The organism is Microbacterium oryzae (assembly GCF_030406385.1).
GTDB lineage: Bacteria > Actinomycetota > Actinomycetes > Actinomycetales > Microbacteriaceae > Microbacterium > Microbacterium oryzae_A.
Genome location: NZ_JAUEPM010000001.1, coordinates 165,004 through 187,475, shown reverse-complemented (window position 1 = coordinate 187,475; position 22,472 = coordinate 165,004). Strand labels below are relative to the sequence as shown.

Genomic DNA, 22,472 nt, shown 5'->3' with positions numbered 1-22,472 from the left:
GCATGACGACCGAGCACGAGGCGCGCGAGGAGTTCGCGCGCCTCGAGCCCGCGTCGGACTTCGCGGCGTCCTCAGACGCGTTCCAGCGCCTCTGGACGCCGCACCGGATGGCCTACATCAACGCCGGTGCGGACGCGAACCGGGGGACCGGCTGCCCGTTCTGCGCAGCGCCGGACAAGAGCGACGAGGATGGCCTCATCGTCCACCGAGGAGAGCATGCCTTCGTCCTCCTCAACCTCTTCCCGTACAACTCCGGGCACATGCTCGTGTGCCCGTACCGCCACATCGGCCTGTACGACCAGGCCGATCCGCACGAGACGGCGGAGATCGCCTATCTCACGCAGACCGCGATGCGGGTGCTGCGGACGGTGTCGCGCTGCGACGGGTTCAACATCGGCATGAACCAGGGCCACGTCGCCGGTGCAGGGGTGGAGGAGCACCTGCATCAGCACATCGTGCCGCGGTGGACGAGCGACGCGAACTTCTTCCCGATCATCGCCAAGACGAAGGCGCTGCCGCAGCTCCTCGGCGAGGTCCGCTCGGCCATCGCCGACGCCTGGCCCGCCGCCTGAGCGGTCCGACGTCAGACGCGCTGCGCGCAGGCGGCCGCGAGGTCGGCCGCCAGCGTCTCGGCGTCGGCGTCGTCGAGGCCGTGCACGGTGAGGCGCAGGTGGCGCGAGGCCGCGCCCCCTCGCGACAGGGCGAAATCGTCACCGGTCCGCGCGAGCCATCCGCGGCGCATGAGCCGCTCGGATACCGTGCGAGCCGGCAGGGGCAGCCGCACCCAGAGGCTCAGCCCGTCGAGAGGCGCTGTGTCGATGCCGTGCCGCCGCAGTCGCTCGGCGAACGAGAGGTTGCGCTCGGCGTAGTGCTCGCCGGCGCGCTCGATGGTGTCGAGAGCGACGGGGTCGGTCAGCAGCGCGAGGGCGAGTCGCTGCAGCAGGTGGCTCACCCAGGTCGTCCCGGGGCTCAACCGCATCGCCAGCCGCTCCGCCGTCTCCGCATCGGAAGCGGTGACCGCGAGGCACATGTCCGGACCCAGGAACTTCGACACCGACCGCACGAGCGCCCAGCGTCGATGGGCCGGGCCGATGATCGAGTGGTACGGATGGCGCGAGAGCAGCGAGAAGTGGTCGTCCTCGATCACGAGCACGTAGGGGTGCTCCGACAGGATGGCCCGGAGCTCGGCCGCGCGTTCGGCCGACAGGCTCGCGCCGGTCGGGTTCTGCGCGCGCGGGGTGCAGACCACTGCGCGCACCCCCTCCGCGAGGGCCGCGCGCAGGCCATCCGGCGTCATGCCCTCCTCGTCGACGGGAACGGCGACGGGGCGGTAGCCGGCGAGGCGGACGGTGCGGATCGTCGCGAGGAAGCAGGGGTCCTCGACCGCGACTGCGTCGTCCCGCGTGAGGGCCTGGGCGAGCAGGCGCTCGACGGCATCGAACGCTCCGCTCGTGACGGTGAGGCGCATCTCCTCTGCTGATGCCACGTCGTCGCCGAGCCAGCCGCGGGCGCGCTCCTCGAGGCCGGCGTCGATGACGGGCTCGCCGTAGAGCACGGGGCGACCGGCGAGGGCGGTGAGGGCGGTTGACATGTCGGGGATGAGAGCCGGCTCGGGGTTCCCGGTGCCGACGTCGCGGAGCACGCTGTCCGCGGCGAAGCCGTCCTGGGCGAGGGCCGCGCGGTCGGTGACACGGGTGCCGGCGCGGCCCAGTGTCACGACGAGCCCGGCCTGCGCGAGCTGCCGGTAGGCGGCGACCGCGGTGTTGCGGTTCACCCCGAGGCGCTCCGCGAGCGCGCGAACGGAGGGAAGGGCGGCGCCCGGCGCGAGAGCGCCCCGTTCGATCAAGCCGCGCACGCTCTCGGCGATCTCGGCCGTCGAACGGCCGATGATCGCGGGGGAGGAGTCGCCGTGTTGCATCGAGACGATCCTACGGCCCATCCCGTGCTAGCTTTTGGCATAGGACAAAATCCACGGCTGTCATAGTCGTGGGTGAGGCGAGGGAGGACACCCATGACCGGTACGACGACGGGGACGGCGCGCGTCAAGCGGGGGCTGGCGGAGATGCTGAAGGGCGGCGTCATCATGGACGTCGTCACCGCCGAGCAGGCGAGGATCGCCGAGGACGCGGGTGCCGTCGCGGTCATGGCGCTCGAGCGGGTGCCCGCCGACATCCGGGCGCAGGGCGGGGTGGCTCGCATGACGGACCCCGACCTCATCGACGAGATCAGGGCGGCCGTGTCCATCCCGGTGATGGCGAAGGCGCGCATCGGCCACTTCGTCGAGGCGCAGGTGCTGCAGGAGCTCGGCGTCGACTACATCGACGAGTCGGAGGTGCTCTCGCCCGCCGACTACGTGAACCACGTCGACAAGTGGCCCTTCACGGTGCCGTTCGTGTGCGGAGCGACTCACCTCGGCGAGGCGCTCCGCCGCATCACGGAGGGCGCGGCCATGATCCGCTCGAAGGGAGAGGCCGGCACCGGCGACGTCTCGGAGGCCACCAAGCACATCCGTCGCATCACGAGCGACATCAACGTGCTGCGCTCGAAGACGAAGGATGAGCTGTACGTCGCGGCCAAGGAGCTGCAGGCGCCTTACGAGCTCGTCGTGGAGGTCGCCGAGACCGGCCAGCTCCCCGTCGTGCTGTTCACCGCGGGCGGCGTGGCCACGCCGGCCGATGCCGCGCTCATGATGCAGCTGGGCGCCGACGGCGTCTTCGTCGGCTCGGGGATCTTCCGTTCGGGCGACCCCGTCAAGCGGGCGGCGGCGATCGTTCGGGCGACGGCGTTCTATGACGACCCGAAGGCCATCGCCGACGCCTCGCGCGGCCTCGGCGAGGCCATGGTCGGCATCAACGTCGCCGATCTGCCCGCACCGCACCGACTCGCCGAGCGCGGCTGGTGAGCGCGGCGCCGCGCGTCGGCGTCCTGGCGCTGCAGGGCGACGTCCGCGAGCATGTCGCGGTGCTCGAGCACCTCGGGGCGCGCGTGACGCGGGTGCGGCGACCGAGTGAGCTCGCCGAGGTGGACGGCCTCGTGCTGCCGGGCGGCGAGTCCAGCGTCATCGACAAGCTCACCCGCGCCTTCGAGCTGCGCGAGCCGCTCGTCGCCGCCCTCGCGAATGGGCTCCCGGCCTACGGGACGTGCGCCGGGCTCATCCTGCTCGCCGACCGCATCGAAGACGGCATCCCCGGACAGCAGACCCTCGGCGGCCTCGACGTCACCGTGCGCCGGAACGCCTTCGGCACGCAGGGTGACTCGTTCGAGACCGGGCTGGCCGTGCCGACGCTCGGAGCCGCCGACGTCCGCGCCACGTTCATCCGCGCCCCGATCGTCTCCGAGGTCGGCGCGCGGGCGACGGAGCTGGCGACCCTCGCCGACGGCCGGGTGGTCGCGGTCGAGCAGGGATCACTCCTCGGCACCTCGTTCCATCCGGAGGTGACGGGGGAGGACCGCTTTCATCGGCGCTTCCTCGACCACGTGCGAGCGTCGGCGTAGGGGCACCGGCTCGGAACACGGCACTCAGCGCAGCTGGCGGACCTCGAACTCCAGGCGCGGGTTCGCGAAGTGCTCCTGCGACTGCACGAGCTGCAGCTCACGGTCTCCCACGGCGTAGGTCTGCTCGAGGAGGCCGAAGACGCTCGACGCCGTGCGCGCGAGCGCATCGGGCGCCGAGTTCGTGGCCACGTAGTGCGAGGTGAACAGGGCCGCCGTGACGTCGCCGGATCCGTTGGCCTTCATCGGCAGGAACGGCGTCTGCACGACCCAGGCGCCCTCGTCGTCGACGACCATCATCTCGATGGTCCCCTCGGGCCGGTCGGGGCGCTCCACCGACGTCACCAGCACGGTCCGCGGCCCCATCGCGCGCGCCGCGTCCGCCGACGCGATCGTCGACTCGAGGGTGTCGGGCTCGGTCCCCGTGAGGAATCCCAGCTCGAACTGGTTGGGCGTGATGATGTCGGCCACCGGCACGACGCGCTCGCGGAGCAGATCGGGAATGGCCGGAGCCACGAAGCAGCCGGACTTCGCGTTGCCCATGACCGGGTCGCAGGCGTAGACCGCGGCGGGGTTGGCCTGCTTGACGCGGGCGACGGCGTCGATGATGACGTCGGCGATGCCCTCGCTGCCCTGGTAGCCCGAGAGCACCACGTCCAAGGTCGGGAACGCCCCACGCTCCTCGACACCGGTGATGACCTCGGCCACGTCGCTCGGCGCGATGAGCGGCCCGCGCCAGGCGCCGTAGCCGGTGTGGTTGGAGAAGTTCACGGTGTAGACCGGCAGCACCTCGACTCCGATGCGCTGCATCGGGAAGACGGCGGCGGAGTTGCCGGCGTGTCCGTACGCGACGGCGGACTGGATCGAGAGGATCTTCATCCTGCGATCCTCTCATCCGTCGCCGACCGCCGCGCTCGCGTGGTGGAATGGCGGCATGGGGGCGATCACGGCGCGTCGGCGCATCATCTGGGTGGCGGTGGCGATCCTCGTGGCGGCGGCCGCGGTGGTCACGGGGTTCCTCGTCGCGGGAGCGCGCGAGCAGCAGGCGCTGCCGGCGCCGACTCCCACGGCGGAGCCCACGCGCACGCCGACCGCGACACCGGCGCCCACGCCCACTCCGTCGCCCACGCCCGAGGGCCATCCGGAGAACACGCGGGCCTACGACCTCGCGTCCCTCCAGGTCGTCGAGGTGTTCGAGGTGAACCCCGCCCTCCCCGTCGACGACAACCCCGACGGTGACACCGAACCGCTCACGGCGCAGCCGCTGGCGGAGGGCGCGCCGGTCTTCGCCGATCCGACCGGGGAGCCGGTGGCCTACCTGCCGCGCACGCAGCACTTCGAGGGCACGGTCGTCCCGGTGATCGAGCGCGAGGAGCACTGGGTGCGCGTGCTGCTCGTCGGGCGGCAGGCCATCCCGTCGCAGGGCGACCCCGGCCAGGTCACCGGCTGGCTGCGGATGGCCGATGTCGAGCTGGCGGCCAATCCGTACCGCGTCGAGGTGGATCTGTCGGATCGGACGATCGACATCGTCACGGGCGGCGAGTCCGAGCGGGTCGCGAGTGACTTCGCCTCCGGCGCGACGGCCACCCCCACCCCGCGGGGACGCTCGTTCGTGATGACCACGCGCACCGCATCGCTCGCCTACACGCGCGGGCTGCCGCTCGTGTACCTTTCCGCGCAGTCGCCCGTGCTCGACGGCTTCGACGGCCAGAGCGTGGCGGTCACGGCGTTCCACTACCACGACGCCCACTCCGGCGAGATCTCCAACGGCTGCATCCGACTCGACGAGAGCGCGATCACGCGGCTGGCGGAGCTGCCGGAGGGCACGCCGGTCTACATCCGCGACTGACCGGCCCCTGGCCATCCGCACCGGGCCGGCCGTGGGTGTGGGGCGTGTCTCACTCCGTGCGGCTTCAGGACGGTTTTTCCCGCGTCGAGTGAGACATGGGGTCCTGGGCGAGCGGTGCGTGTCTCATTTGCTGCGGCTATTCGTCTGCAGTTCCCGCGTCGAGTGAGACATGGGATCTTGGGCGAGCGGTGCGTGTCTCATTTGCTGCGGCTATTCGTCTGCAGTTCCCGCGCCGAGTGAGACATGGGATGCACCGGCCCAGCGCGCCCGCCGGCCGCACTCGACGCGCGCTGCGCCCGCCCGCCGCACCCGACGCGCGCTGCGCCCGCCCGCCGGTGGCGACCGACCTGACGCACCCGACCCGGCCCCGGCCATCCGCACCGAGCCGGCCGTGCGAGAGAATAGAATCGCCTGAGGCCTGCGCGCGCGGCGTGCGGTCTCGCAGTCACACGAGCGGGAGAGATATGTCCGGGCATTCCAAGTGGGCCACGACGAAGCACAAGAAGGCGGCCATCGACGCCAAGCGTGCGAAGTCGTGGGCCAAGCTCATCAAGAACATCGAGGTCGCGGCCAAGCTCGGCGGCGCCGACCTGCAGGGCAACCCGACGCTGTTCGACGCCGTGCTCAAGGCGAAGAAGACGTCGGTCCCGAAGGACAACATCGACCGCGCCATCAAGCGCGGCGCCGGCATCGGCGGCGAAGCGGTCGAGTACACCTCGATCATGTACGAGGGCTACGCCCCCGGCGGGGTCGCGATGCTCATCGAGTGCCTCACCGACAACAAGAACCGTGCGGCCGCCGAGGTGCGCACGGCGATGACCCGCAACGGCGGCAATATGGCCGACCCGGGCAGCGTCTCGTACAACTTCGAGCGCAAGGGCGTCATCGTCGCCTCCGGCGAGGGCACCACCGAGGACGACGTCATGATGGCCGCCCTCGAGGCCGGCGCTCAGGAGATCGAGCCGCACCCCGCCGGGTTCGCCATCATCACCGAGGCCGCCGACATGGTCGCGGTGCGCACGGCGCTTCAGGACGCCGGCATCGAGTACGAGTCGGCCGACGCCGAGTTCGTGCCGAACCTCAAGGTCGAGGCCGACGCCGAGACCGCGCGCAAGGTCTTCCGCCTCATCGACGCCCTCGAGGACAGCGAGGACGTGCAGAACGTCTTCACGAACATCGACCTCACGCCCGAGGTGCAGGCCGAGCTCGAGGAAGACGACGAGTAACGACGACGCGCAGTCGAGCGGCGCGGGCGGAGGCGGAAGCCTCCGCCCGCGCTGTGTGAGCGGATGTCCGTGGCCGGGGAGAGGATGGGCGGATGGGGCGCGCTGACGGCACCGGTCGCATCGTCTCCGCCGAGGGCGCGGACGACAGCGGCACCGGCATCCTCCACGTCGACATGGATGCGTTCTACGCGGCGGTGGAGATCCTGGACGACCCGTCGCTGGCGGGGAAGCCGCTCATCATCGGCGCTCCGGATGGCCGTTCCGTCGTCTCGAGCGCGTCGTACGAGGCCCGCCGCTACGGGGTGCGCTCGGCGATGCCCGTGAGCCAGGCCGTGCGGCTCTGCCCGCACGCGCTCATCGTGCCGCCCCACTTCGACCGGTACCGCGCGGTCTCCGCGCAGGTGATGGCGATCTTCCGCGACTTCACACCGCTCGTGGAGCAGCTCTCGATCGACGAGGCGTTCCTCGACGTGCGGGGTGCCCGCCGCCTGTGGGGCACGCCCGCCGAGATCGCGCGGATGATCCGCGCGCGGGTGCACGCCGAGGCCGGCATCACCTGCAGCGTCGGCGTGGCCGCCAGCAAGCACGTCGCGAAGATGGCCTCCACCATCTGCAAGCCGGACGGGATGCTCGTGGTGCCGGGTGCACGGACGTTGGAGTTCCTCGGCGCTCGGCCCGTGCGGGCGATGTGGGGCGTCGGGCCGAAGGCGGCGGAGGTGCTGGAGAGCCGGGGCATCCGCACCATCGCGGACCTGCGCGAGACGCCGCTGCCCGTGCTCACGCGCGCCGTCGGGGCGGCGTCGGCACAGCGTCTGCACGCGCTCTCCCGCGGCGAGGACTCGCGAGAGGTCGAGACGCACCGCGTGGAGAAGAGCGTCTCGCATGAGGAGACCTTCCAGACGGACGTGGACGACGTCGTGCTGCTGCGCGCCGAGCTGCTGCGGCTCTCCGACCGAGTCGCCGTGCGGCTGCGTCGCGGCGGCCTCGAGGCCGCGGGTGTCGCGATCAAGGTCCGGTTCTCGGACTTCACGACGCTCACCCGCTCGCAGACCCTCGCCGAGCCCACCGCGCTCGGGCAGCGGATCGGCGACGTCGCGCGCGATCTTCTCGCGGGCGTGGAGCTGCGCCAGGCCGTGCGGCTCATCGGCGTGCGCGCCGAGCGGCTGCGCGAAGCCGGTTCGTCCGCCCTAGCACTGTGGGACGAGGACGCGGACTGGAAGCGCGTGGAGGGCACCCTCGATGACGCGGTCTCCCGCTTCGGGGACGGCGTCGTCATGCGCGCAGCGTTCCTCGGCAGGACGGAGCGCCATCCGCAGGTGCCGCGCACGCCGCGGCCGGCGGAGGATTCCGACTGACAGCGGCGCCGGTCGGCGGTAGCGTGGCCTCATGCCCAACATCGCATTGGAAATCGGCCGGATCTCCGCGAACCTCGGCGTGACCGCCGCGTACGGCGAGCCGCAGGACATCGACGGCGAGCGCTTCGTCCCGGTCGCCGCCACCTGGACCGGGTTCGGCGGCGGATCCGACGAGACCGGCAACGGCGGCGGAGGCGGCGGCGGGTTCTCGATGCCGATCGGCGCATACGTGCGCCGCAACGGCGAGCTGCGGTTCGAGCCGAACCTCATCGCCACGCTCGCGGTGGCCATCCCGCTGTTCTGGGTGACCGGGCGCATGCTGGCCAAGCTCGTCCGTGCCCTCAAGAAGTAGCGCCCCGCTTCCGATCCCGCGCGCGCTCGAGCTCATCCGCACCCTCGTGCGGGGGAGCGGTGCTCGTCGTGTGGTCATCGACGGCCGCAGCGGCGCCGGCAAGACCACGCTCGCACGCGATCTCGTCGCGTCGTGGTCGGGGGCGCAGCTGCTCTCACTGGATGAGGTGTATCCGGGCTGGGGCGGCCTGCGGGAGGGGGCGGCGCTCGCGAGCGCGCTCGTGCTCGCCCCGCACGCAGAGGGGCGCCGCGGCGACTACCGCCGATTCGACTGGGTCGACGGCACCTTCGCGGGACCGCTGGTCGAGATCGACCCGGAGCGGCCGCTCGTGGTCGAAGGATGCGGTGCGCTCACCGCCGCCGCAGCGGGGCTGGCGGATGTGTCGGCGTGGCTCGACGGCGACGCCGACCGCCGCCGGGAGCGCGCCCTCTGCCGTGATGGAGACGGCTTCGCACCCTACTGGGAGATGTGGGCGGAGCAGGAGGAGGCGCACATCCGCCGGGAGGCGCCGCAGGAGCTCGCCGACCTCACGCTGACGACCTGCTGATTCAGGCGTCCTCCGCGGCCTGCAGCAGGCCGTCGAGGCGGTATCCCAGCCAGTCGTACAGCGCGAAGCGCGGGTCGTCCTCGTCGTGGTCCCCTGCGGTCTGGATGCCGAGGCGGCTCGCCAGCACGAGGCGGACCGCCGCGAGCGTGCGCAGCCACGCGTCGAGCGCCGGCCCCTCGATGCTCACGTCGACGGGGGAGAGCGCGTCCTCCAGGGGCGCATCCTCGATCCGCGCCAGATCCGCGAGGACGGCGGCCGCGTCGGCCGCGCGCCGCGCCAGGAGGTCTCCGCGCGTCACGCTGCGGAAGTCCGCGCCGGCCTCGCGATCGTCGGGATACGCGTCGGGCGCGAGGCGCTCCACGGCCGGGTCGGTCTCGGCGGGCGTCTCGGCGACGAGAGACGCGAACTGCGTCACGAGATCGCGCAGGTGCGCGGCCTCGATCCGCGTCAGCGTGAAGATCACCAGCTTCTCGGTCATGCGGTCTTCCTCACATCGGGGCCCGGCGGACGGTAGCCCACAGGCCGTAGTCGTGCATCGCCTGGGCGTGCAGCTCCATCTGCTCACGGGCACCCTCGGCGACGACCGCGTGGCCGTCGTTGTGCACCGCGAGCATGAGCTGCGTCGCCCGTTCCTCGCCGTAGCCGAAGTACTCGCGGAACACCCGCACGACGTAGTTCATGAGGTTGACCGGATCGTCCCACACCACGGTCTGCCAGGGCGCCGAACTCTCGGGAGCGACGACGAGGCGCACGTCCTCCTCGGTCGCGTGGTCGGCCAGCGCGCTCGTCATTCCGGTCACGCCCATCCCAGCTCGTGGAGCCGGGCGTCGTCGATGCCGTAGAAGTGAGCGATCTCGTGCACGAGCGTCGTGTGCACCTCGTCGCGAAGCTCGCGCTCCGAGGTGCACCGCTCCAGGTGCGCCTCGCGGAAGACGATGATGCGGTCCGGCAGCTCGCCCATGCCGTAGCGGTCGCGCTCGGTGACGGCGAGCCCGTCGTACAGACCCAGCAGCTCCTCGCCGTCGTCGGAGCGGTCCTCGACGACGAACACGACGTTGTCCAGGCCGTCGACCATCTCGTCGGGCAGCTGATCCAGCTCATCCACCACGAGGGCCTCGAAGGCGTCGGCGTCCATGTCCATCATCGGCTTCCGAGTCTAGCCATCACTCGTCACTGCGGCGTCGTCAGAACGCCGCCCTGGGCGCGGATGGCCGCTCCGTTCGGCGCCGAGGCGAGCGGGCCGGCGAGGTGGCGAAGACCGCGAGAGCTCGCGCTCTCCCGAGGTGAAGAAAGGCGAGGTTCGAACCCGGACCGAGAGCGCTCCCTCTCGCCGAGAATCGAACCTCGCCTCATTGGGGTGGCTGACGGGGCTTGAACCCGCGACCCCCGCGACCACAACGCGGTGCTCTACCAGCTGAGCTACAGCCACCATGTGTCCCGGCCTGCCGGGGCAACTTCTCTATTCTGTCATACGTTCGGAGTGAATGACGACACGACGTCGGCGGCGACCTGTCGCGCCTCCTCGGAGGTCGGTCCATCGGCGACGAACACCGCGCGGCGGTAGTACTCCAGCTCGCGGACGGACTCGAGGATGTCCGCCAGCGCGCGATGTCCGCCGTCCTTCGCCGGAGCCTGGAAATACGCCCGCGGGTACCACCGGCGCGACAGCTCCTTGATGCTGGACACGTCGACGTTGCGGTAGTGCAGGTAGCCGTCGACCGCCGGCATGTAGCGGGCGAGGAACATCCGGTCGGTGCCGATGGTGTTGCCGGCCAGGGGCGCCTTGCGCTCGAGGGGGACGAAGCGCCGGATGTACTCCAGCGACAGCCGCTCGGCCTCGGCGAGGCTCACGCCCCCGGGGATCTCCTCGAGGAGCCCCGACTTGCGGTGCATCTCCGTCACGAAGTCGCCCATGTTCTCGAGGGCCGCCTCGGTCGGTTTGATGACCGCCTGGAATCCGGGGTCGAGGATGCGCAGCTCGAAGTCGGTCACGACGATCGCGATCTCGACGAGCTCATCGACCGCGAGGTCGAGGCCGGTCATCTCGCAGTCGATCCAGACGAGTCTGTCGTTCTCGGAGGCACCTGACATCCCCCCAGCCTATCGACGGGGCGGACACTCGGCTCTCGGTCCCCCAGGCACGATTCGAACGTGCGGCCTGCGAATTAGAAGTTCGTTGCTCTATCCACTGAGCTACTGGGGGTCGGTCCCAGGTTACCGAGTCCGGCCCGGTGCGTCATCTCGACCGCCTGCGGGCTGCAGCTGAAGCCCTGGTGCGCGGCCCGTTCTGCTCGTATCGTCGAAGGTGGGGCAGTCAGCGGAGGGGGACGAAGATGACGATCACGCGAACGAGTCGACTGTGGGTCGCGCACGGTCCGGTCGGGGCCGTCGGGTCGATCCGAGAGGTTGACGGCCAGTACGAGGTGCGGATGGTCGGCGCAGACCGGGCGGTCGGCACCTACCCGCAGCTCGAGATCGCGAAGCGCGCGCTGCACGCGCACCTGAAGCCGGGCGCGGAGCGCCCGGAGTTCCGGAGGCACTGAGCCGCGCGCTCAGCGCGACAGCAGGAGCGTCTCGACCGCTTCGTCGGGGGTCCAGAATTCGCCGACGGCGACGAGCGCCCCCGCACGGAGTCGTTCCGCTCGGTAGCGCATGCCGGCGTCGGACTCGAGCGCGCGCAGGTGGCCGGCGACGCGCCCGTCGGGAGCGACGACCCGCCACAGCGCGGCACCCGCGCGCGTGAGACGTCCGCGGCGGACAGCCGGGGGCGCGAGGGGAATGGCGGCGGCGACGGCGGCGTTGGTCATCGGTGATCCCTCCTGAGCTTCTCTGCGACGATAGGAGGGGGTTCCGACATTCGTTCTGAGGAGTGCACATGACCGAGACGTACGTCATCGCCGGCGGCTGCTTCTGGTGTCTGGATGCCGCGTATCGAGCGCTGCGAGGCGTCTCGTCCGTCGTGTCCGGATACACGGGTGGCCGACGCCCCCATCCCACTTACGAGCAGGTGTGCACGGGCGCGACCGGGCACGCCGAGGCGGTGAAGGTGACGTTCGATCCCGAGGTCATCGCGCCCGACATCATCCTCGACGCGTTCTTCACGATGCACGACCCGCGTCAGCTGAACCATCAGGGCGCGGATCGGGGCACCCAGTACCGCAGCGCGATGTTCTACGAGAGCGACGAGCAGCGTGAGCTGTTCGAGGCGGCGCGTGAGCGCGCCGCGGAGATCTGGGACGCGCCCATCGGCGATGAGGAGGGCACGATCGTCACGCGCATCGATCCCCTCGGCGACTTCTACGACGCTGAGGACTACCACCAGGACTTCTTCGCGAAGAACCCGACGCAGGGGTACTGCCTCGCGGTGGCCGCGCCCAAGGTGAACAAGGTCCGCGCGCGCTTCGCGCAGTACGCCGCCTGAGATCCTGCGAACCCCTCCGACACCGCGTGCACAGCGGTGCGGAGGGGTTCGCTGCATCCACAGATCCCCGCCGCCCGCTCCGCCGGACTCTCGCAGGCGGTGTGCTGGATGCAGTCGGGGATCGTCCCCGGCGGAAGGGATCCCCATGACCGATCAGATCGTGGTGGTGGGCAACATCACGAACGACCCGACGTCCACCACGCTCGCCGACGGCACCGCCGTCCTTCGCTTCCGTCTGGCGACGAATCCCCGGCGCTACGTCCGCGAGAAGGCGGGGTGGGTCGAGGACCCGCCGAACTTCTACAAGGTGTCGGCGTTCAGGTCCCTCGCGTCCAACGGCGCCCTGTCGCTGTCGAAGGGCATGCGCGTGCTGGTCACCGGGCGGCTCCGGGTGCGCCCGTGGGAGAACGACAAGGGCGCCAAGGGCACCGACGTGGAGATCACCGCCGACAACCTCGCGGTCGACCTCCTCTTCGGCACGGTCTCGTACTCCAAGAACGCCGCGGGCGGCGAGATCCGGCGGGAGGAGCCCGAGCAGACGCAGGAGCCGGACATGGCGTGGAGCACGGCGCCGCTCGGCGAACCGGAGATGCTCGGAGAGGAGGCGGAGCGCGAGCTCTCCCCGTTCTGAGCGGCCGCCCGCGTCGACGTCCCCTGTCGGCCTGCTCACCGGCGCGGGCCATCCGCTGCTCAGCCATGGCCCTCTAGACTGGACCTCAAATGGCTGAATACATCTACCAAATGGTGCGCGCCCGCAAGACGGTGGGCGACAAGCTCATCCTCGACGACGTGACCATGTCGTTCCTGCCCGGCGCGAAGATCGGCATGGTCGGCCCGAACGGCGCCGGCAAGTCGACGATCCTCAAGATCATGGCCGGTCTCGACCAGCCCTCCAACGGCGACGCGAAGCTCACCCCGGGCTTCTCGGTCGGCATCCTCATGCAGGAGCCGGAGCTCGACGAGTCGAAGACCGTGCTGGAGAACATCCAGGACGGCATCGCCATCAAGGCCAAGCTCGATCGCTTCAATGAGATCTCCGCGCTCATGGCCGAGCCCGACGCGGACTTCGACGCGCTGCTGGCCGAGATGGGCACGCTGCAGGAGGAGATCGACGCCGCCGACGGCTGGGACCTCGATTCGCAGCTGGAGCAGGCGATGGACGCTCTGCGCACGCCGCCCGGCGACGCCGCCATCGCGCCGCTCTCCGGTGGCGAGAAGCGCCGCGTGGCGCTGGCGAAGCTGCTGCTGCAGAAGCCCGACCTGCTGCTCCTCGACGAGCCCACCAACCACCTCGACGCCGAGAGCGTGCTCTGGCTCGAGCAGCACCTGCAGGCGTACAAGGGCGCGGTCATCGCGATCACCCACGATCGGTACTTCCTCGACCACGTCGCGGAGTGGATCGCCGAGGTCGACCGCGGCCGGCTCTACCCCTACGAGGGCAACTACTCGACCTACCTGGAGAAGAAGGCCGAGCGCCTCGATGTCCAGGGCAAGAAGGACGCCAAGCTCCAGAAGCGCCTCAAGGAGGAGCTGGAGTGGGTCCGCTCGAACGCGAAGGGCCGCCAGGCGAAGTCGAAGGCGCGTCTGGCGCGCTACGAGGAGATGGCGAACGAGGCCGAGCGCACGCGGAAGCTCGACTTCGAGGAGATCCAAATCCCCGCGGGCCCGCGTCTGGGATCGGTCGTCATCGAGGCGAAGAAGCTCGAGAAGGGCTTCGACGCGCGCACGCTCATCGACGGCCTCTCGTTCAGCCTGCCGCCGAACGGCATCGTCGGCGTCATCGGTCCGAACGGCGTCGGCAAGACCACGCTGTTCAAGACGATCGTCGGGCTGGAGCCCCTCGACGGCGGCGATCTCAAGATCGGCGAGACGGTCAAGATCAGCTACGTCGACCAGTCGCGCGCGAACATCGACCCCGAGAAGACGCTGTGGGAGGTCGTCTCCGACGGGCTCGACTACATCACGGTCGGCAAGACCGAGATCCCCTCGCGCGCCTACGTGTCGAAGTTCGGCTTCAAGGGGCCGGACCAGCAGAAGAAGGCCGGCGTCCTCTCCGGCGGCGAGCGCAACCGGTTGAACCTCGCGCTCACCCTCAAGGAGGGCGGCAACCTGCTCCTCCTCGACGAGCCGACGAACGACCTCGACGTGGAGACGCTGGGATCGCTCGAGAACGCACTGCTCGAGTTCCCCGGCTGCGCCGTGGTCATCACCCACGACCGGTGGTTCCTCGACCGCATCGCCACGCACATCCTCGCCTACGAGGGAACCGACGAGAACCCGGCCCAGTGGCACTGGTTCGAGGGCAACTTCGAGGCGTACGAGGCGAACAAGATCGAGCGGCTCGGCGCCGATGCCGCCCGACCGCACCGCGCGACGCACCGCAAGCTCACGCGCGACTGATCACAGCGAGAACGACGAAGGCCGCCCCGGCGAACGGGGCGGCCTTCGTCGTTCTCGCGTCAGCTGGTGAGCGAGTCCACGTAGTCCTGGTTCTCCTCGATCCACGCGTCGACGATCGGGCCGTACTCGTCGGTGTCGTTGTCCACGAAGAGGAGCTCCTCCAGGTCCAGCAGCCGCTCCTCGTCCATCTGGAAGTCCCGCAGCCATCCGGCGACCTCGGCGTGATCGTCGGAGAACCCCTCCCGAGCGAAGGTGTGCAGCAGCTCCGGCTCCCCGAGCAGGCCCTTCGGGTCCTCGAGGTTCTTGAGCGGATAGACCGCGTACGCCCAGTGCGGTTCCCACAGCGAGACGGCGATGTTCTCGCCGTTCGAGATGGCCGCATCGAGCTCCGCCAGCATCGCCGGCGTCGACGACGTCGGGAAGTCCACACTCTCCAGCCCGTACCCGGGGAGCACGTCGCTCTCCATGAGCTGGGTCTGACCCGCTCCCGCCTCGATGCCGACGATGCGATTGCCGAATGCGTCTGCGTTGTCCAGGAACTCGTCGAGCGAGTCGATGGGAGCGTCCTCGTTCACCGCGACGGTGATCGAGGACTTGTCGTACCACGCGCCGAGATCCTCGAGCGCGTCGCCGAACTGGGCGACGTAGTCCGCGTGCAGCGTCGGCAGCGACACCTGCGTGGCGAGATCGTAGTCGCCGCTGGCGAGGCCTGCGAATACGGGAGCAGGATCGGCGGGGACGAGTTCCACGTCGTACCCCTTCTGCTCGAGGACAGCCTTCCAGAGCTCGCTCGAGACCATGGACTCCGCCCATCCGTTGAACACCGCGATCGTCACCTCCTCGCCGCGGTCGTCGGAGGCGGCCTCACCGCCCGAGCAGCCCGCGAGAGCGAGCGCGGTGACGGCCGTGAGGGAGCCGGCGGCGAGCATCCTGGTGGTGGTGTTCTTCATCGTGTTCTCCTTGTCGATCGTGCGCACAGCGCGTGCGCGTATGCACAGGGCCGCCCTCGCGTAAACCGCGAGGGCGGCCCTGTCGTGACGAGCGTGCGAGCTCAGCTGGTGAGCGAGTCCACGTACTCCTGGTTGTCTTCGATCCACTGGTCGATCAGCGGCGCGTAGTCGTCGGTGTCGTTCTCGACGAAGAGGAGGTTCTCAAGGTCGTACAGCGTGTCGAGGTCCATCTGGAAGTTCGACAGCCACTCGGCCACCTCGGGGAAGTCATCGCCGAAGCCCTCGCGGCCGTAGGAGTAGAGGCTCTCGGCGTCGCCGAGTGCGCCCTCCGGGTCCTCGAGGTTCTTGATGTCGTAGGCGCCGTACGCCCAGTGCGGCTCCCACAGCGTCACGACGATGTTCTCGCCCGACTGCTCGGCCGCCTCGAGCTCGGTGAGCATCGCCGCGGTGGAGGACGTCGTGAAGTCCATGTCCTCCAGGCCGTAGGTCGGGATCACGGACTCGTCCATGGTGAGCGTCAGGCCCGCACCCGGCTCGATGCCGACGATCTGGTCGCCGAACTCACCCGCGCTGTCGGCGAGCTCCGAGAGCGAGTCGATCGGAGCGTCGGAGTTGACCGCCACGGTGAGGCGCGACTCGTCATTCCACGCGCCGAGCTCCTCGATGGAGTCGCCGAACTTCTCCAGGTAGGAGGCGTGGGTGACGGGCAGCCACACGTCGGTCGTGAAGTCGTAGTCGCCCGTCGAGAGCCCCGTGAAGAGCGGCGCCACGTCGGCGTACTCCAGCTCGACGTCGTACCCCTCGTTCTCCAGGACGGCCTTCCACAGCTCGGAGGTGGCGACGCCCTCGTCCCAGCCGTTGAAGACGGCGATCGTGATGCTGCCCTTCGAGTCGTCGTCGCCGGCGGCCTCGTCCGAGCCCGCGCAGCCGGTGAGGGCCAGCGCCGCCGTGGCGGTGAGAGCGGTGAAAGCGAGAATGCGCTTGGTCATGCGTGTGTTCCTTCCTCGGCGGGAGAGTCTCTCCGCGCCGCCTGCATCGGCGTGCGTTCCGATGCGACGAAGCCGTGCGGCTCCGCAGGTGTGTGAGTTCAGGCCGCGACGGCGACGGGCTCTGCCCGATCAGCGGTTGCGGCGCGGTCGGCGCGCGCGGCGCGCGTCGCCTTCAGCTGCGCGAGCAGGCCCATCCGCTTGCCGAACGAGCCGGTCAGCCGGTCGAGGATGATCGCGAGGATGACCACGGAGAGGCCCGCTTCCACGCCGAGAGCGGTGTCGAGACGGTTCAGCGAGGCGACGACGTCGCCACCGAGGCCGCCCGCGCCCACCATGCCGGCGATGACCACCATCGACAGCGCCAGCATGATCACCTGGTTGACGCCGGCCATGATGGTCGGCAGGGCCAGTGGCAGCTGGATCTGGCGGAGGATGCGTCCGCCGGTGGAGCCGAACGCGTGGCCGGCCTCGACGACCTCGCGGTCCACGCCGCGGATGCCGAGCTCGGTGAGCCGGACGCCGGGGGCCATGGCGAACACGATGGTCGCGAAGATGCCGGGCGCGACGCCCACGCGGAACAGCAGCAGCGCGGGGATCAGGTACACGAAGGCGGGCATCGTCTGCAGGAAGTCGAGCACCGGGCGCAGGACCTTCGACACGAGGTCGCTCTTCGCCGCCGCGATTCCGAGCGGGATGCTGAGCACGAGCGCCCACACCGTCGCGACGATGATGAGCGCGAGGGAGCTCATCGCATTGTCCCACTGGTCCACGGCGGCGATCAGGAGGAGACCGACACCGGAGCCGATGCCGAACACCCAGCCGCGGGCGAGGACGCCGATGACGAGGGCAATGGCTGCGACGATCCAGAACGAGGGGGCGCCGAACACGAGCGCGAGGGCGTCGTACATGCCGACGAAGACCGCGCGGATCACATCGAACAGGCCGCCCAGGTTGTCGACGACCCACTGGATGGCCTCGGCGACGACGTCACCGAGCGGGAGGCGGATGAAGCCGTCCATCAGCGCACCCCCTCCGGCTCGCGGGCTCCGCCTTCGACGGCGCCGTCCGGATCCGTCTCCGCGAGGAGCTGGTCGATCACGGTCGTCGGGACGGGACGCAGGGGCAAGGTGATCTCCTCTGTGGCGCCAGGGCCGGGGCCGAGGGCGGCGAGCAGGGTGACGCGCGGGATGACGCCGACGAGACGCCCGTTGCCGTCGGTCACCGCGAGCGGCAGCGGCGACTCCACGGCCGGCACGAAGAGGTCCATCAGGACGTCGTCCTCGCTCACGGCCTGCGGCACCGGCTTCAGGATGCTCGCCAGCGCGCTCTCGCCCTTGCGGACGAGTTTCATCGCGTCGCGGTCGGAGATGATGCCGAGGAGCCGGCGGTCGCGGCCGACGACGTACGTCGCGGAGGTGTACGCGTCGCGCATGGTGCGCAGCGCCGTACGCGGGCCCGCGCTCTCCGCGACGACCGGGCGCGGCCGCTCCATGACGTTACCCGCGGTGAGCACCCGCGCGCGGTCGACGTCCTGCACGAACTGCTCGACGTAGTCGTTCGCGGGATCGGTGAGGATGTCCTCGGGCGTTCCGATCTGCACGATGCGGCCGTCGCGCATCACGGCGATGCGGTCGCCGAGGTGCATCGCCTCGTTGAGGTCGTGCGTGATGAAGACGATGGTCTTGCCGAGGCGCTGCTGGAGCTCCAGCAGCTGGTCCTGCATTTCGCGTCGGATGAGCGGGTCGAGCGCGCTGAAGGCCTCATCCATGAGCAGGATGTCGGTGTCCGCGGCGAGGGCGCGGGCGATGCCGACGCGCTGCTGCATGCCGCCGGAGAGCTGAGCGGGCAGCTTGTCTCCCCAGCCCGAGAGCCCGACCAGCTCCAGGATCTCGGCGGCCTTGGCCATCCGCTCGGCTCGCCCGACCCCCTGCAGCTCGAGCGGGTACGCGACGTTCGCCGCCACCGTGCGGTGAGGGAGCAGCGCGAAGTGCTGGAACACCATGGAGATCCGGTCGCGCCGGATCTCCCGCAGGCGGGCGCCGGGGATGCCGGTGATCGGCTCGCCGTTGATCGTCACGGTGCCCGCGGTGATGTCGTGCAGTCCGTTCAGCATGCGGATGAGCGTCGACTTGCCGGACCCGGAGAGCCCCATGACGACGAAGATCTCGCCGCGACGGACTTCGAAGGAGGCGTCGATGACGGCCGCGGTGGCGCCCTCGAGCTGGTCGCGCGTGGTACCTGCTCTGAGGCGCTCCACGGCGTCGTGCGGACGTCGGCCGAAGACCTTGTAGAGGCCTTCCGCGCGCAGGGCAATGGTCGTGTCGTTGTCGGTCACGTTCTCCACATGCCGAACGCGGGATCTCCAGGCAGGCAACATCCACGCTCGGTCATCGGTTGCGGTCCGGGCAGACGAGGGGCCGGGCTTCGGGCACCTGGCTCGCGGCCGTCCGGGTGGGCGGCTGCTCGTCGGCCATACGCACGCCGCTGAAGCGGCATTCGCGGTCCTGGGCGGGTCACCGCTCGGTCGTGTCGGACGCGTCGCCGGCGGTGCGGCCCGCTTCCTGTTGCGGCGAAGCGGGCCTCCGACACCATAACAACGTCCACGTGCTCGAGCGGGGGGCGGCGATGACCGGTCCTGCACCGCCGACTTCCGCGTCGTGGTGCGGAAGAAGGCGGTATGGTCGAGCCCGAAAGGGCGGTCGCTACCGTGACCGGATCGTTACCCCCGACGCCGGATCCCGCCCGGAGAGGACCCCGATGACGCGCGTGCACGTCCCCATCCAGCTTCGGTGGGGAGACCTCGACGCCTTCGGCCATGTGAACAACGCCGCGATGCTGCGCCTGCTCGAGGAGGCGCGCTGCCGGGCGTTCTTCCGCGCGGAGGACTCGGGCGACGGCGTTCCGGCCACCGCCGTGTTCGACCCGGAGGTCCTCGGCTCGCCCACGGGCGTCGCCACGCTCATCGCGCGGCAGAGCATCGAGTACCTGCACCCCGTGCCGTATCGGCATCGGCCTCTGGACGTGCAGCTGTGGATCGGCCGCCTCGGCGGCTCCAGCATCGACGTCTGCTACGAGGTGCACAGCGCCGAGGGCGAGGAGGAGCGCGTGATCTACGCGCGCGCGGATGCGGTCGTCGTGCTCGTCGACGTGGAGTCCGCCCGCCCCGTGCGACTGACTCCGGCCATGCGCTCGGCGTGGGAGCCGTACGTGGAGGAGCCTGTGACGTTCACCCGCCGCTGAGCGGCGGAGGCGGGCGGATGAGACACTGGAAGACGCCCTACCCGCCCTGCAGGGAGCTCACCATGTCGTTCGTCTCGCCCGCGCCGGTCCGCAAGGACATCCGCGCGGACTTCCCCGGCATCGCCGGCCGCCCCGACCGCGTCTACCTCGACTCGGCGGCGACCTCGCAGCGCCCAGAGTCGGTGATCGCCGCTGAGGCGGACTTCGCGCGCCGCGACTACGCCGCCGTTCACCGCGGCTCGAGCCTCGCCACCGGGGAGGCCACCTACGCCTTCGAGACCGCGCGTGAGCGGGTCGCGGCCTTCATCGGAGCGGGGGAGCGGGAGGTCGTCTGGACCGCCAGTGCCACCGACGCGCTGAACGTGGTGGCGCTCGGGATGTCCGACGCCTCCGCCGGCCTCGGCGGCGACCGCTTCGCGCTGCGGCCCGGCGACGAGATCCTCGTCACGGAGGCCGAGCACCACGCCGACCTCATTCCCTGGCAGCGCCTCGCCCGCCGCACCGGCGCTGCGCTGCGCTGGGTGCCGGTGGACGAGCGCGGCCTCTGGACGATCGACGACCTGCGCGCGCAGCTCAGCAGCCGCACCCGCGTCATCGCGTTCGCCCATGTCTCCAACGTCACGGGCATGATCGCCCCGGTCGCCGACATCGTCGCGCTCGCGCAGGAGGCGGGAGCGCTCACCGTGCTCGACGCCTGCCAGTCCGCTCCACACCTGCCGTTGGATCTCGGCCGGCTGGGCGTCGACTTCGCCGCGTTCTCCGGTCACAAGATGCTGGGCCCGAACGGTGTAGGCGTGCTGTTCGGGCGGGCGGAGCTCCTCGCCGAGCTCCCGCCGGCGCGCACGGGCGGCTCGGCGATCACGACCGTGACGATGACGGAGGCGGAGTTCCTGCCCGCGCCGCAGCGATTCGAGGCCGGCACGCAGCCGGTCACGCAGATCGTCGGGCTCGGCGCGGCGGTCGACTACCTGGAGGAGCTCGGGATGGCGAACGTGCGAGCACACGAGGACGCTCTCGCGGCGGAGCTGGTCGACGCCGTGGTCTCGGTGCCCGGTGTCCGGCTGATCGGCCCGCCTCCGGGGGCACCCCGCGCGGCGCTCGCGAGCTTCGACGTCCAGGGCGTGCACGCGCATGATGTCGGCCAGTTCCTCGACGACCGCGGCATCACGGTGCGGACCGGCCATCACTGCGCGCAGCCGCTGCATCGCAGCCTGGGTCTGACGGCGACCACGCGTGCGAGCGCCTCGGTCTACACCACCTCTGCGGAGATCGCCGCGTTGCACGACGCGCTGGGCGAGGTCCGCGGGTTCTTCGGAGCGGACCGATGAGCGGCGACCTGCAGGGGCTCTACCAGGAGCTCATCCTCGATCACGCCCGCAATCCGGAGGGCAAGGGCGACCCGACGCCGCTCGCGCACACGCATCACGAGCTGAACCCGTCGTGCGGCGACGAGATCACCGTGGGCGTCACCTTGGGTGGGGACGGCACGATCGCGCACCTGCGATGGGATGGCCACGGGTGCTCGATCTCGATGGCCTCCGCCTCGATCATGACCGGTCTCCTCGAGCACGCCTCCCGGGAAGAGGCACTCGCACTCATCGACGAGTTCCGCACGATGCTGCGCTCTCGAGGAGCGGTCGCGCCATCGGAGGCGCTGGGCGACGCGGCGGCACTGCAGGGCGTCGCGAAGTACGTCATGCGGATCAAGTGCGCGATGCTGGGATGGGTGGCGCTGGAGGCCGATCTCAAGCAGGCGTCGTGACCGGCGTCCGCAGCATGATCTCCTGCGCGACCGAGGCCACCAGCTCGCCGGAGCGCGCGTAGATCCGCCCGAACGCGAGCCCGCGCCCGCCCTGCGCGCCGGGGGACTCCTGCACGTAGAGCATCCACTCGTCGGCGCGCGCAGGACGGTGCCACCACATCGCGTGGTCGAGGCTCGCGACCTTCAGGCCAGGGGCCGCCCACGACAGCCCGGCGCCGCGCATCGACGGCTCCTGGATCGTGTAGTCGCTGAGGTAGGCGAGCGCCGCCTGATGGAGGAGCCGGTCGTCGCCGATCGGGCGCCGCACGCGCGTCCAGACGGCCTGCGTCGGCTGCGCGCCGACCGGCGCGGGGCCCATGAGGCTTCCCTCGAGGTGCCGCACCTCGATCGGGTTCGCCGCCAGCAGCCGCCGAGACTGCGGGTGGCGCTCGGGGTCGGCCGCCGGGTCCGGCAGGTCTTCGGGGCCGGGGACGTCGGGCATCGGCAACTGATGCTCCACGCCCTCGTCCTCGTCCTGAAAGGAGAGGATGCCGGAGAAGATCGGCACCCCGTCCTGATACCCCTGCACGCGGCGCCGCGCGAACGACCGGCCGTCGTGGATGCGGTCCACGCCGAAGGTGATGTCCTTCGTCATGTCGCCGGGGCGCAGGAAGTAGCCGTGCAGCGAGTGCGCGAACCGGTCGTCGGACAGCGTCCGCGCGGCCGCCGCGACGACCTGCGAGAGAACCTGCCCGCCGAACACCCGTCCGCCTGGCATGTAGTGCGAGCGCCCGAGGAAGATGTCCTCGTGCGTCCGCGCAGCCATCCGCTCGAGCTCGATCACGTCGAGCATGATCTGGACCGGGTCGTCTGGGCGGGGCTCGATGGTCACATTGCTAGTTTAGAGCGG

At 70.4% G+C, this 22,472-nt stretch carries 27 protein-coding genes and 2 tRNA genes; 15 read left to right on the top strand and 14 right to left on the bottom strand.

Annotation, left to right across the window (positions count from 1 at the left end):
- Positions 1-2 precede the first annotated feature (2 nt).
- On the top strand, positions 3-572 hold the full coding sequence (locus tag QWJ90_RS00960; RefSeq protein ID WP_290105715.1) for an HIT family protein: 570 nt from the start codon (positions 3-5) through the stop codon (positions 570-572).
- Between the two features lie 11 nt (positions 573-583).
- Here QWJ90_RS00960 and QWJ90_RS00955 read toward each other — a convergent pair whose 3' ends face one another.
- Positions 584-1,918 carry an aminotransferase class I/II-fold pyridoxal phosphate-dependent enzyme gene (locus QWJ90_RS00955; RefSeq protein ID WP_290105714.1) on the bottom strand — a complete coding sequence of 445 codons (1,335 nt, stop codon included), beginning with the start codon at positions 1,916-1,918 and terminating at the stop codon, positions 584-586.
- A gap of 93 nt (positions 1,919-2,011) precedes the next feature.
- On the opposite strand from QWJ90_RS00955, the gene pdxS reads away from it, so the two are divergent.
- On the top strand, positions 2,012-2,902 hold the full coding sequence (gene pdxS / locus QWJ90_RS00950) for a pyridoxal 5'-phosphate synthase lyase subunit PdxS (protein ID WP_290105713.1): 891 nt from the start codon (positions 2,012-2,014) through the stop codon (positions 2,900-2,902).
- Positions 2,899-3,495, top strand: coding sequence for a pyridoxal 5'-phosphate synthase glutaminase subunit PdxT (pdxT, locus tag QWJ90_RS00945; RefSeq protein WP_290105712.1), 597 nt, complete (start codon positions 2,899-2,901; stop codon positions 3,493-3,495). The genes pdxS and pdxT overlap by 4 nt, the downstream gene beginning before the upstream one ends.
- 24 nt (positions 3,496-3,519) lie before the next feature.
- Here the strand turns inward: pdxT and pdxY are convergent, their stop codons facing one another.
- Positions 3,520-4,371, bottom strand: a complete 852-nt coding sequence (pdxY, locus tag QWJ90_RS00940) for a pyridoxal kinase PdxY (RefSeq protein WP_290105711.1) — start codon at positions 4,369-4,371, stop codon at positions 3,520-3,522.
- 55 nt (positions 4,372-4,426) lie between these two features.
- On the opposite strand from pdxY, the gene QWJ90_RS00935 reads away from it, so the two are divergent.
- The 5 genes from QWJ90_RS00935 to QWJ90_RS00915 all read left to right on the top strand — a co-directional run bounded on the left by QWJ90_RS00935 (position 4,427) and on the right by QWJ90_RS00915 (position 8,821).
- Entirely contained in the window at positions 4,427-5,341 is a 915-nt protein-coding gene (locus QWJ90_RS00935) for a L,D-transpeptidase (RefSeq protein ID WP_290105710.1), read from the top strand.
- 464 nt (positions 5,342-5,805) lie between these two features.
- Positions 5,806-6,567 carry a YebC/PmpR family DNA-binding transcriptional regulator gene (locus QWJ90_RS00930; protein WP_290105709.1) on the top strand — a complete coding sequence of 254 codons (762 nt, stop codon included), beginning with the start codon at positions 5,806-5,808 and terminating at the stop codon, positions 6,565-6,567.
- Positions 6,568-6,659: 92 nt separating this feature from the next.
- Positions 6,660-7,922, top strand: a complete 1,263-nt coding sequence (dinB, locus tag QWJ90_RS00925; RefSeq protein ID WP_290105708.1) for a DNA polymerase IV — start codon at positions 6,660-6,662, stop codon at positions 7,920-7,922.
- Positions 7,923-7,953: 31 nt separating this feature from the next.
- Positions 7,954-8,274 (top strand): hypothetical protein, encoded by a 321-nt coding sequence (locus tag QWJ90_RS00920; RefSeq protein ID WP_290105707.1) that lies wholly within the window; start codon positions 7,954-7,956, stop codon positions 8,272-8,274.
- Positions 8,258-8,821 carry a hypothetical protein gene (locus QWJ90_RS00915; protein ID WP_290105706.1) on the top strand — a complete coding sequence of 188 codons (564 nt, stop codon included), beginning with the start codon at positions 8,258-8,260 and terminating at the stop codon, positions 8,819-8,821. Before QWJ90_RS00920 ends, QWJ90_RS00915 begins: the two co-directional genes overlap by 17 nt.
- 1 nt (position 8,822) lies before the next feature.
- On the opposite strand, the gene QWJ90_RS00910 is transcribed toward QWJ90_RS00915, so the two are convergent.
- From QWJ90_RS00910 to QWJ90_RS00885, 6 genes are all read right to left on the bottom strand, one after another.
- Positions 8,823-9,299: a DUF2017 family protein gene (locus QWJ90_RS00910; RefSeq protein WP_290105705.1), complete on the bottom strand. Its 477-nt coding sequence runs from the start codon at positions 9,297-9,299 to the stop codon at positions 8,823-8,825.
- A gap of 10 nt (positions 9,300-9,309) precedes the next feature.
- Entirely contained in the window at positions 9,310-9,612 is a 303-nt protein-coding gene (gene clpS / locus QWJ90_RS00905) for an ATP-dependent Clp protease adapter ClpS (protein ID WP_156241039.1), read from the bottom strand.
- 5 nt (positions 9,613-9,617) lie between these two features.
- Entirely contained in the window at positions 9,618-9,965 is a 348-nt protein-coding gene (locus QWJ90_RS00900) for a metallopeptidase family protein (RefSeq protein WP_290105704.1), read from the bottom strand.
- A 209-nt stretch (positions 9,966-10,174) separates the two neighbouring features.
- Positions 10,175-10,250: transfer RNA gene (locus QWJ90_RS00895), tRNA-His, on the bottom strand.
- Positions 10,251-10,288: 38 nt separating this feature from the next.
- A complete protein-coding gene (gene orn / locus QWJ90_RS00890) occupies positions 10,289-10,912 on the bottom strand; it encodes an oligoribonuclease (protein WP_290105703.1) in 624 nt (207 codons plus the stop codon).
- Between the two features lie 39 nt (positions 10,913-10,951).
- Positions 10,952-11,024: transfer RNA gene (locus tag QWJ90_RS00885), tRNA-Arg, on the bottom strand.
- 130 nt (positions 11,025-11,154) lie between these two features.
- Here QWJ90_RS00885 and QWJ90_RS00880 point away from each other — a divergent pair.
- Positions 11,155-11,364, top strand: coding sequence for a methyltransferase (locus QWJ90_RS00880; protein ID WP_156241040.1), 210 nt, complete (start codon positions 11,155-11,157; stop codon positions 11,362-11,364).
- 9 nt (positions 11,365-11,373) lie between these two features.
- On the opposite strand, the gene QWJ90_RS00875 is transcribed toward QWJ90_RS00880, so the two are convergent.
- Positions 11,374-11,628, bottom strand: coding sequence for a hypothetical protein (locus QWJ90_RS00875; RefSeq protein ID WP_290105702.1), 255 nt, complete (start codon positions 11,626-11,628; stop codon positions 11,374-11,376).
- Positions 11,629-11,696: 68 nt separating this feature from the next.
- Between QWJ90_RS00875 and msrA the strand changes: the two genes are divergently transcribed.
- From msrA to ettA, 3 genes are all read left to right on the top strand, one after another.
- On the top strand, positions 11,697-12,242 hold the full coding sequence (gene msrA / locus QWJ90_RS00870) for a peptide-methionine (S)-S-oxide reductase MsrA (RefSeq protein ID WP_290105701.1): 546 nt from the start codon (positions 11,697-11,699) through the stop codon (positions 12,240-12,242).
- Positions 12,243-12,387: 145 nt separating this feature from the next.
- Positions 12,388-12,873 (top strand): single-stranded DNA-binding protein, encoded by a 486-nt coding sequence (locus QWJ90_RS00865; RefSeq protein ID WP_290105700.1) that lies wholly within the window; start codon positions 12,388-12,390, stop codon positions 12,871-12,873.
- 89 nt (positions 12,874-12,962) lie between these two features.
- Complete coding sequence (gene ettA / locus QWJ90_RS00860) at positions 12,963-14,642, top strand: energy-dependent translational throttle protein EttA (RefSeq protein WP_290105699.1); 1,680 nt, start codon at positions 12,963-12,965, stop codon at positions 14,640-14,642.
- A 59-nt stretch (positions 14,643-14,701) separates the two neighbouring features.
- Here ettA and QWJ90_RS00855 read toward each other — a convergent pair whose 3' ends face one another.
- The 4 genes from QWJ90_RS00855 to QWJ90_RS00840 all read right to left on the bottom strand — a co-directional run bounded on the left by QWJ90_RS00855 (position 14,702) and on the right by QWJ90_RS00840 (position 18,958).
- Entirely contained in the window at positions 14,702-15,592 is an 891-nt protein-coding gene (locus tag QWJ90_RS00855; protein ID WP_290105698.1) for a glycine betaine ABC transporter substrate-binding protein, read from the bottom strand.
- Between the two features lie 101 nt (positions 15,593-15,693).
- The gene (locus QWJ90_RS00850) at positions 15,694-16,581 is read right to left on the bottom strand and encodes a glycine betaine ABC transporter substrate-binding protein (protein ID WP_290105697.1); all 888 of its coding nucleotides are present in this window, start codon (positions 16,579-16,581) and stop codon (positions 15,694-15,696) included.
- A gap of 98 nt (positions 16,582-16,679) precedes the next feature.
- Positions 16,680-17,600 carry an ABC transporter permease gene (locus tag QWJ90_RS00845; RefSeq protein WP_290105696.1) on the bottom strand — a complete coding sequence of 307 codons (921 nt, stop codon included), beginning with the start codon at positions 17,598-17,600 and terminating at the stop codon, positions 16,680-16,682.
- Positions 17,600-18,958: a quaternary amine ABC transporter ATP-binding protein gene (locus QWJ90_RS00840; RefSeq protein ID WP_436836670.1), complete on the bottom strand. Its 1,359-nt coding sequence runs from the start codon at positions 18,956-18,958 to the stop codon at positions 17,600-17,602. The genes QWJ90_RS00845 and QWJ90_RS00840 overlap by 1 nt, the downstream gene beginning before the upstream one ends.
- Positions 18,959-19,338: 380 nt before the next feature.
- On the opposite strand from QWJ90_RS00840, the gene QWJ90_RS00835 reads away from it, so the two are divergent.
- From QWJ90_RS00835 to sufU, 3 genes are all read left to right on the top strand, one after another.
- Positions 19,339-19,821 (top strand): acyl-CoA thioesterase, encoded by a 483-nt coding sequence (locus QWJ90_RS00835; RefSeq protein WP_290105694.1) that lies wholly within the window; start codon positions 19,339-19,341, stop codon positions 19,819-19,821.
- Positions 19,822-19,883: 62 nt separating this feature from the next.
- A complete protein-coding gene (locus tag QWJ90_RS00830; RefSeq protein WP_436836681.1) occupies positions 19,884-21,149 on the top strand; it encodes an aminotransferase class V-fold PLP-dependent enzyme in 1,266 nt (421 codons plus the stop codon).
- Positions 21,146-21,583: a Fe-S cluster assembly sulfur transfer protein SufU gene (gene sufU / locus QWJ90_RS00825; RefSeq protein WP_290105692.1), complete on the top strand. Its 438-nt coding sequence runs from the start codon at positions 21,146-21,148 to the stop codon at positions 21,581-21,583. Before QWJ90_RS00830 ends, sufU begins: the two co-directional genes overlap by 4 nt.
- Here the strand turns inward: sufU and QWJ90_RS00820 are convergent.
- Positions 21,567-22,415: an acyl-CoA thioesterase gene (locus QWJ90_RS00820; protein WP_290106329.1), complete on the bottom strand. Its 849-nt coding sequence runs from the start codon at positions 22,413-22,415 to the stop codon at positions 21,567-21,569. The genes sufU and QWJ90_RS00820 overlap by 17 nt on opposite strands.
- Positions 22,416-22,472: the final 57 nt, after the last annotated feature.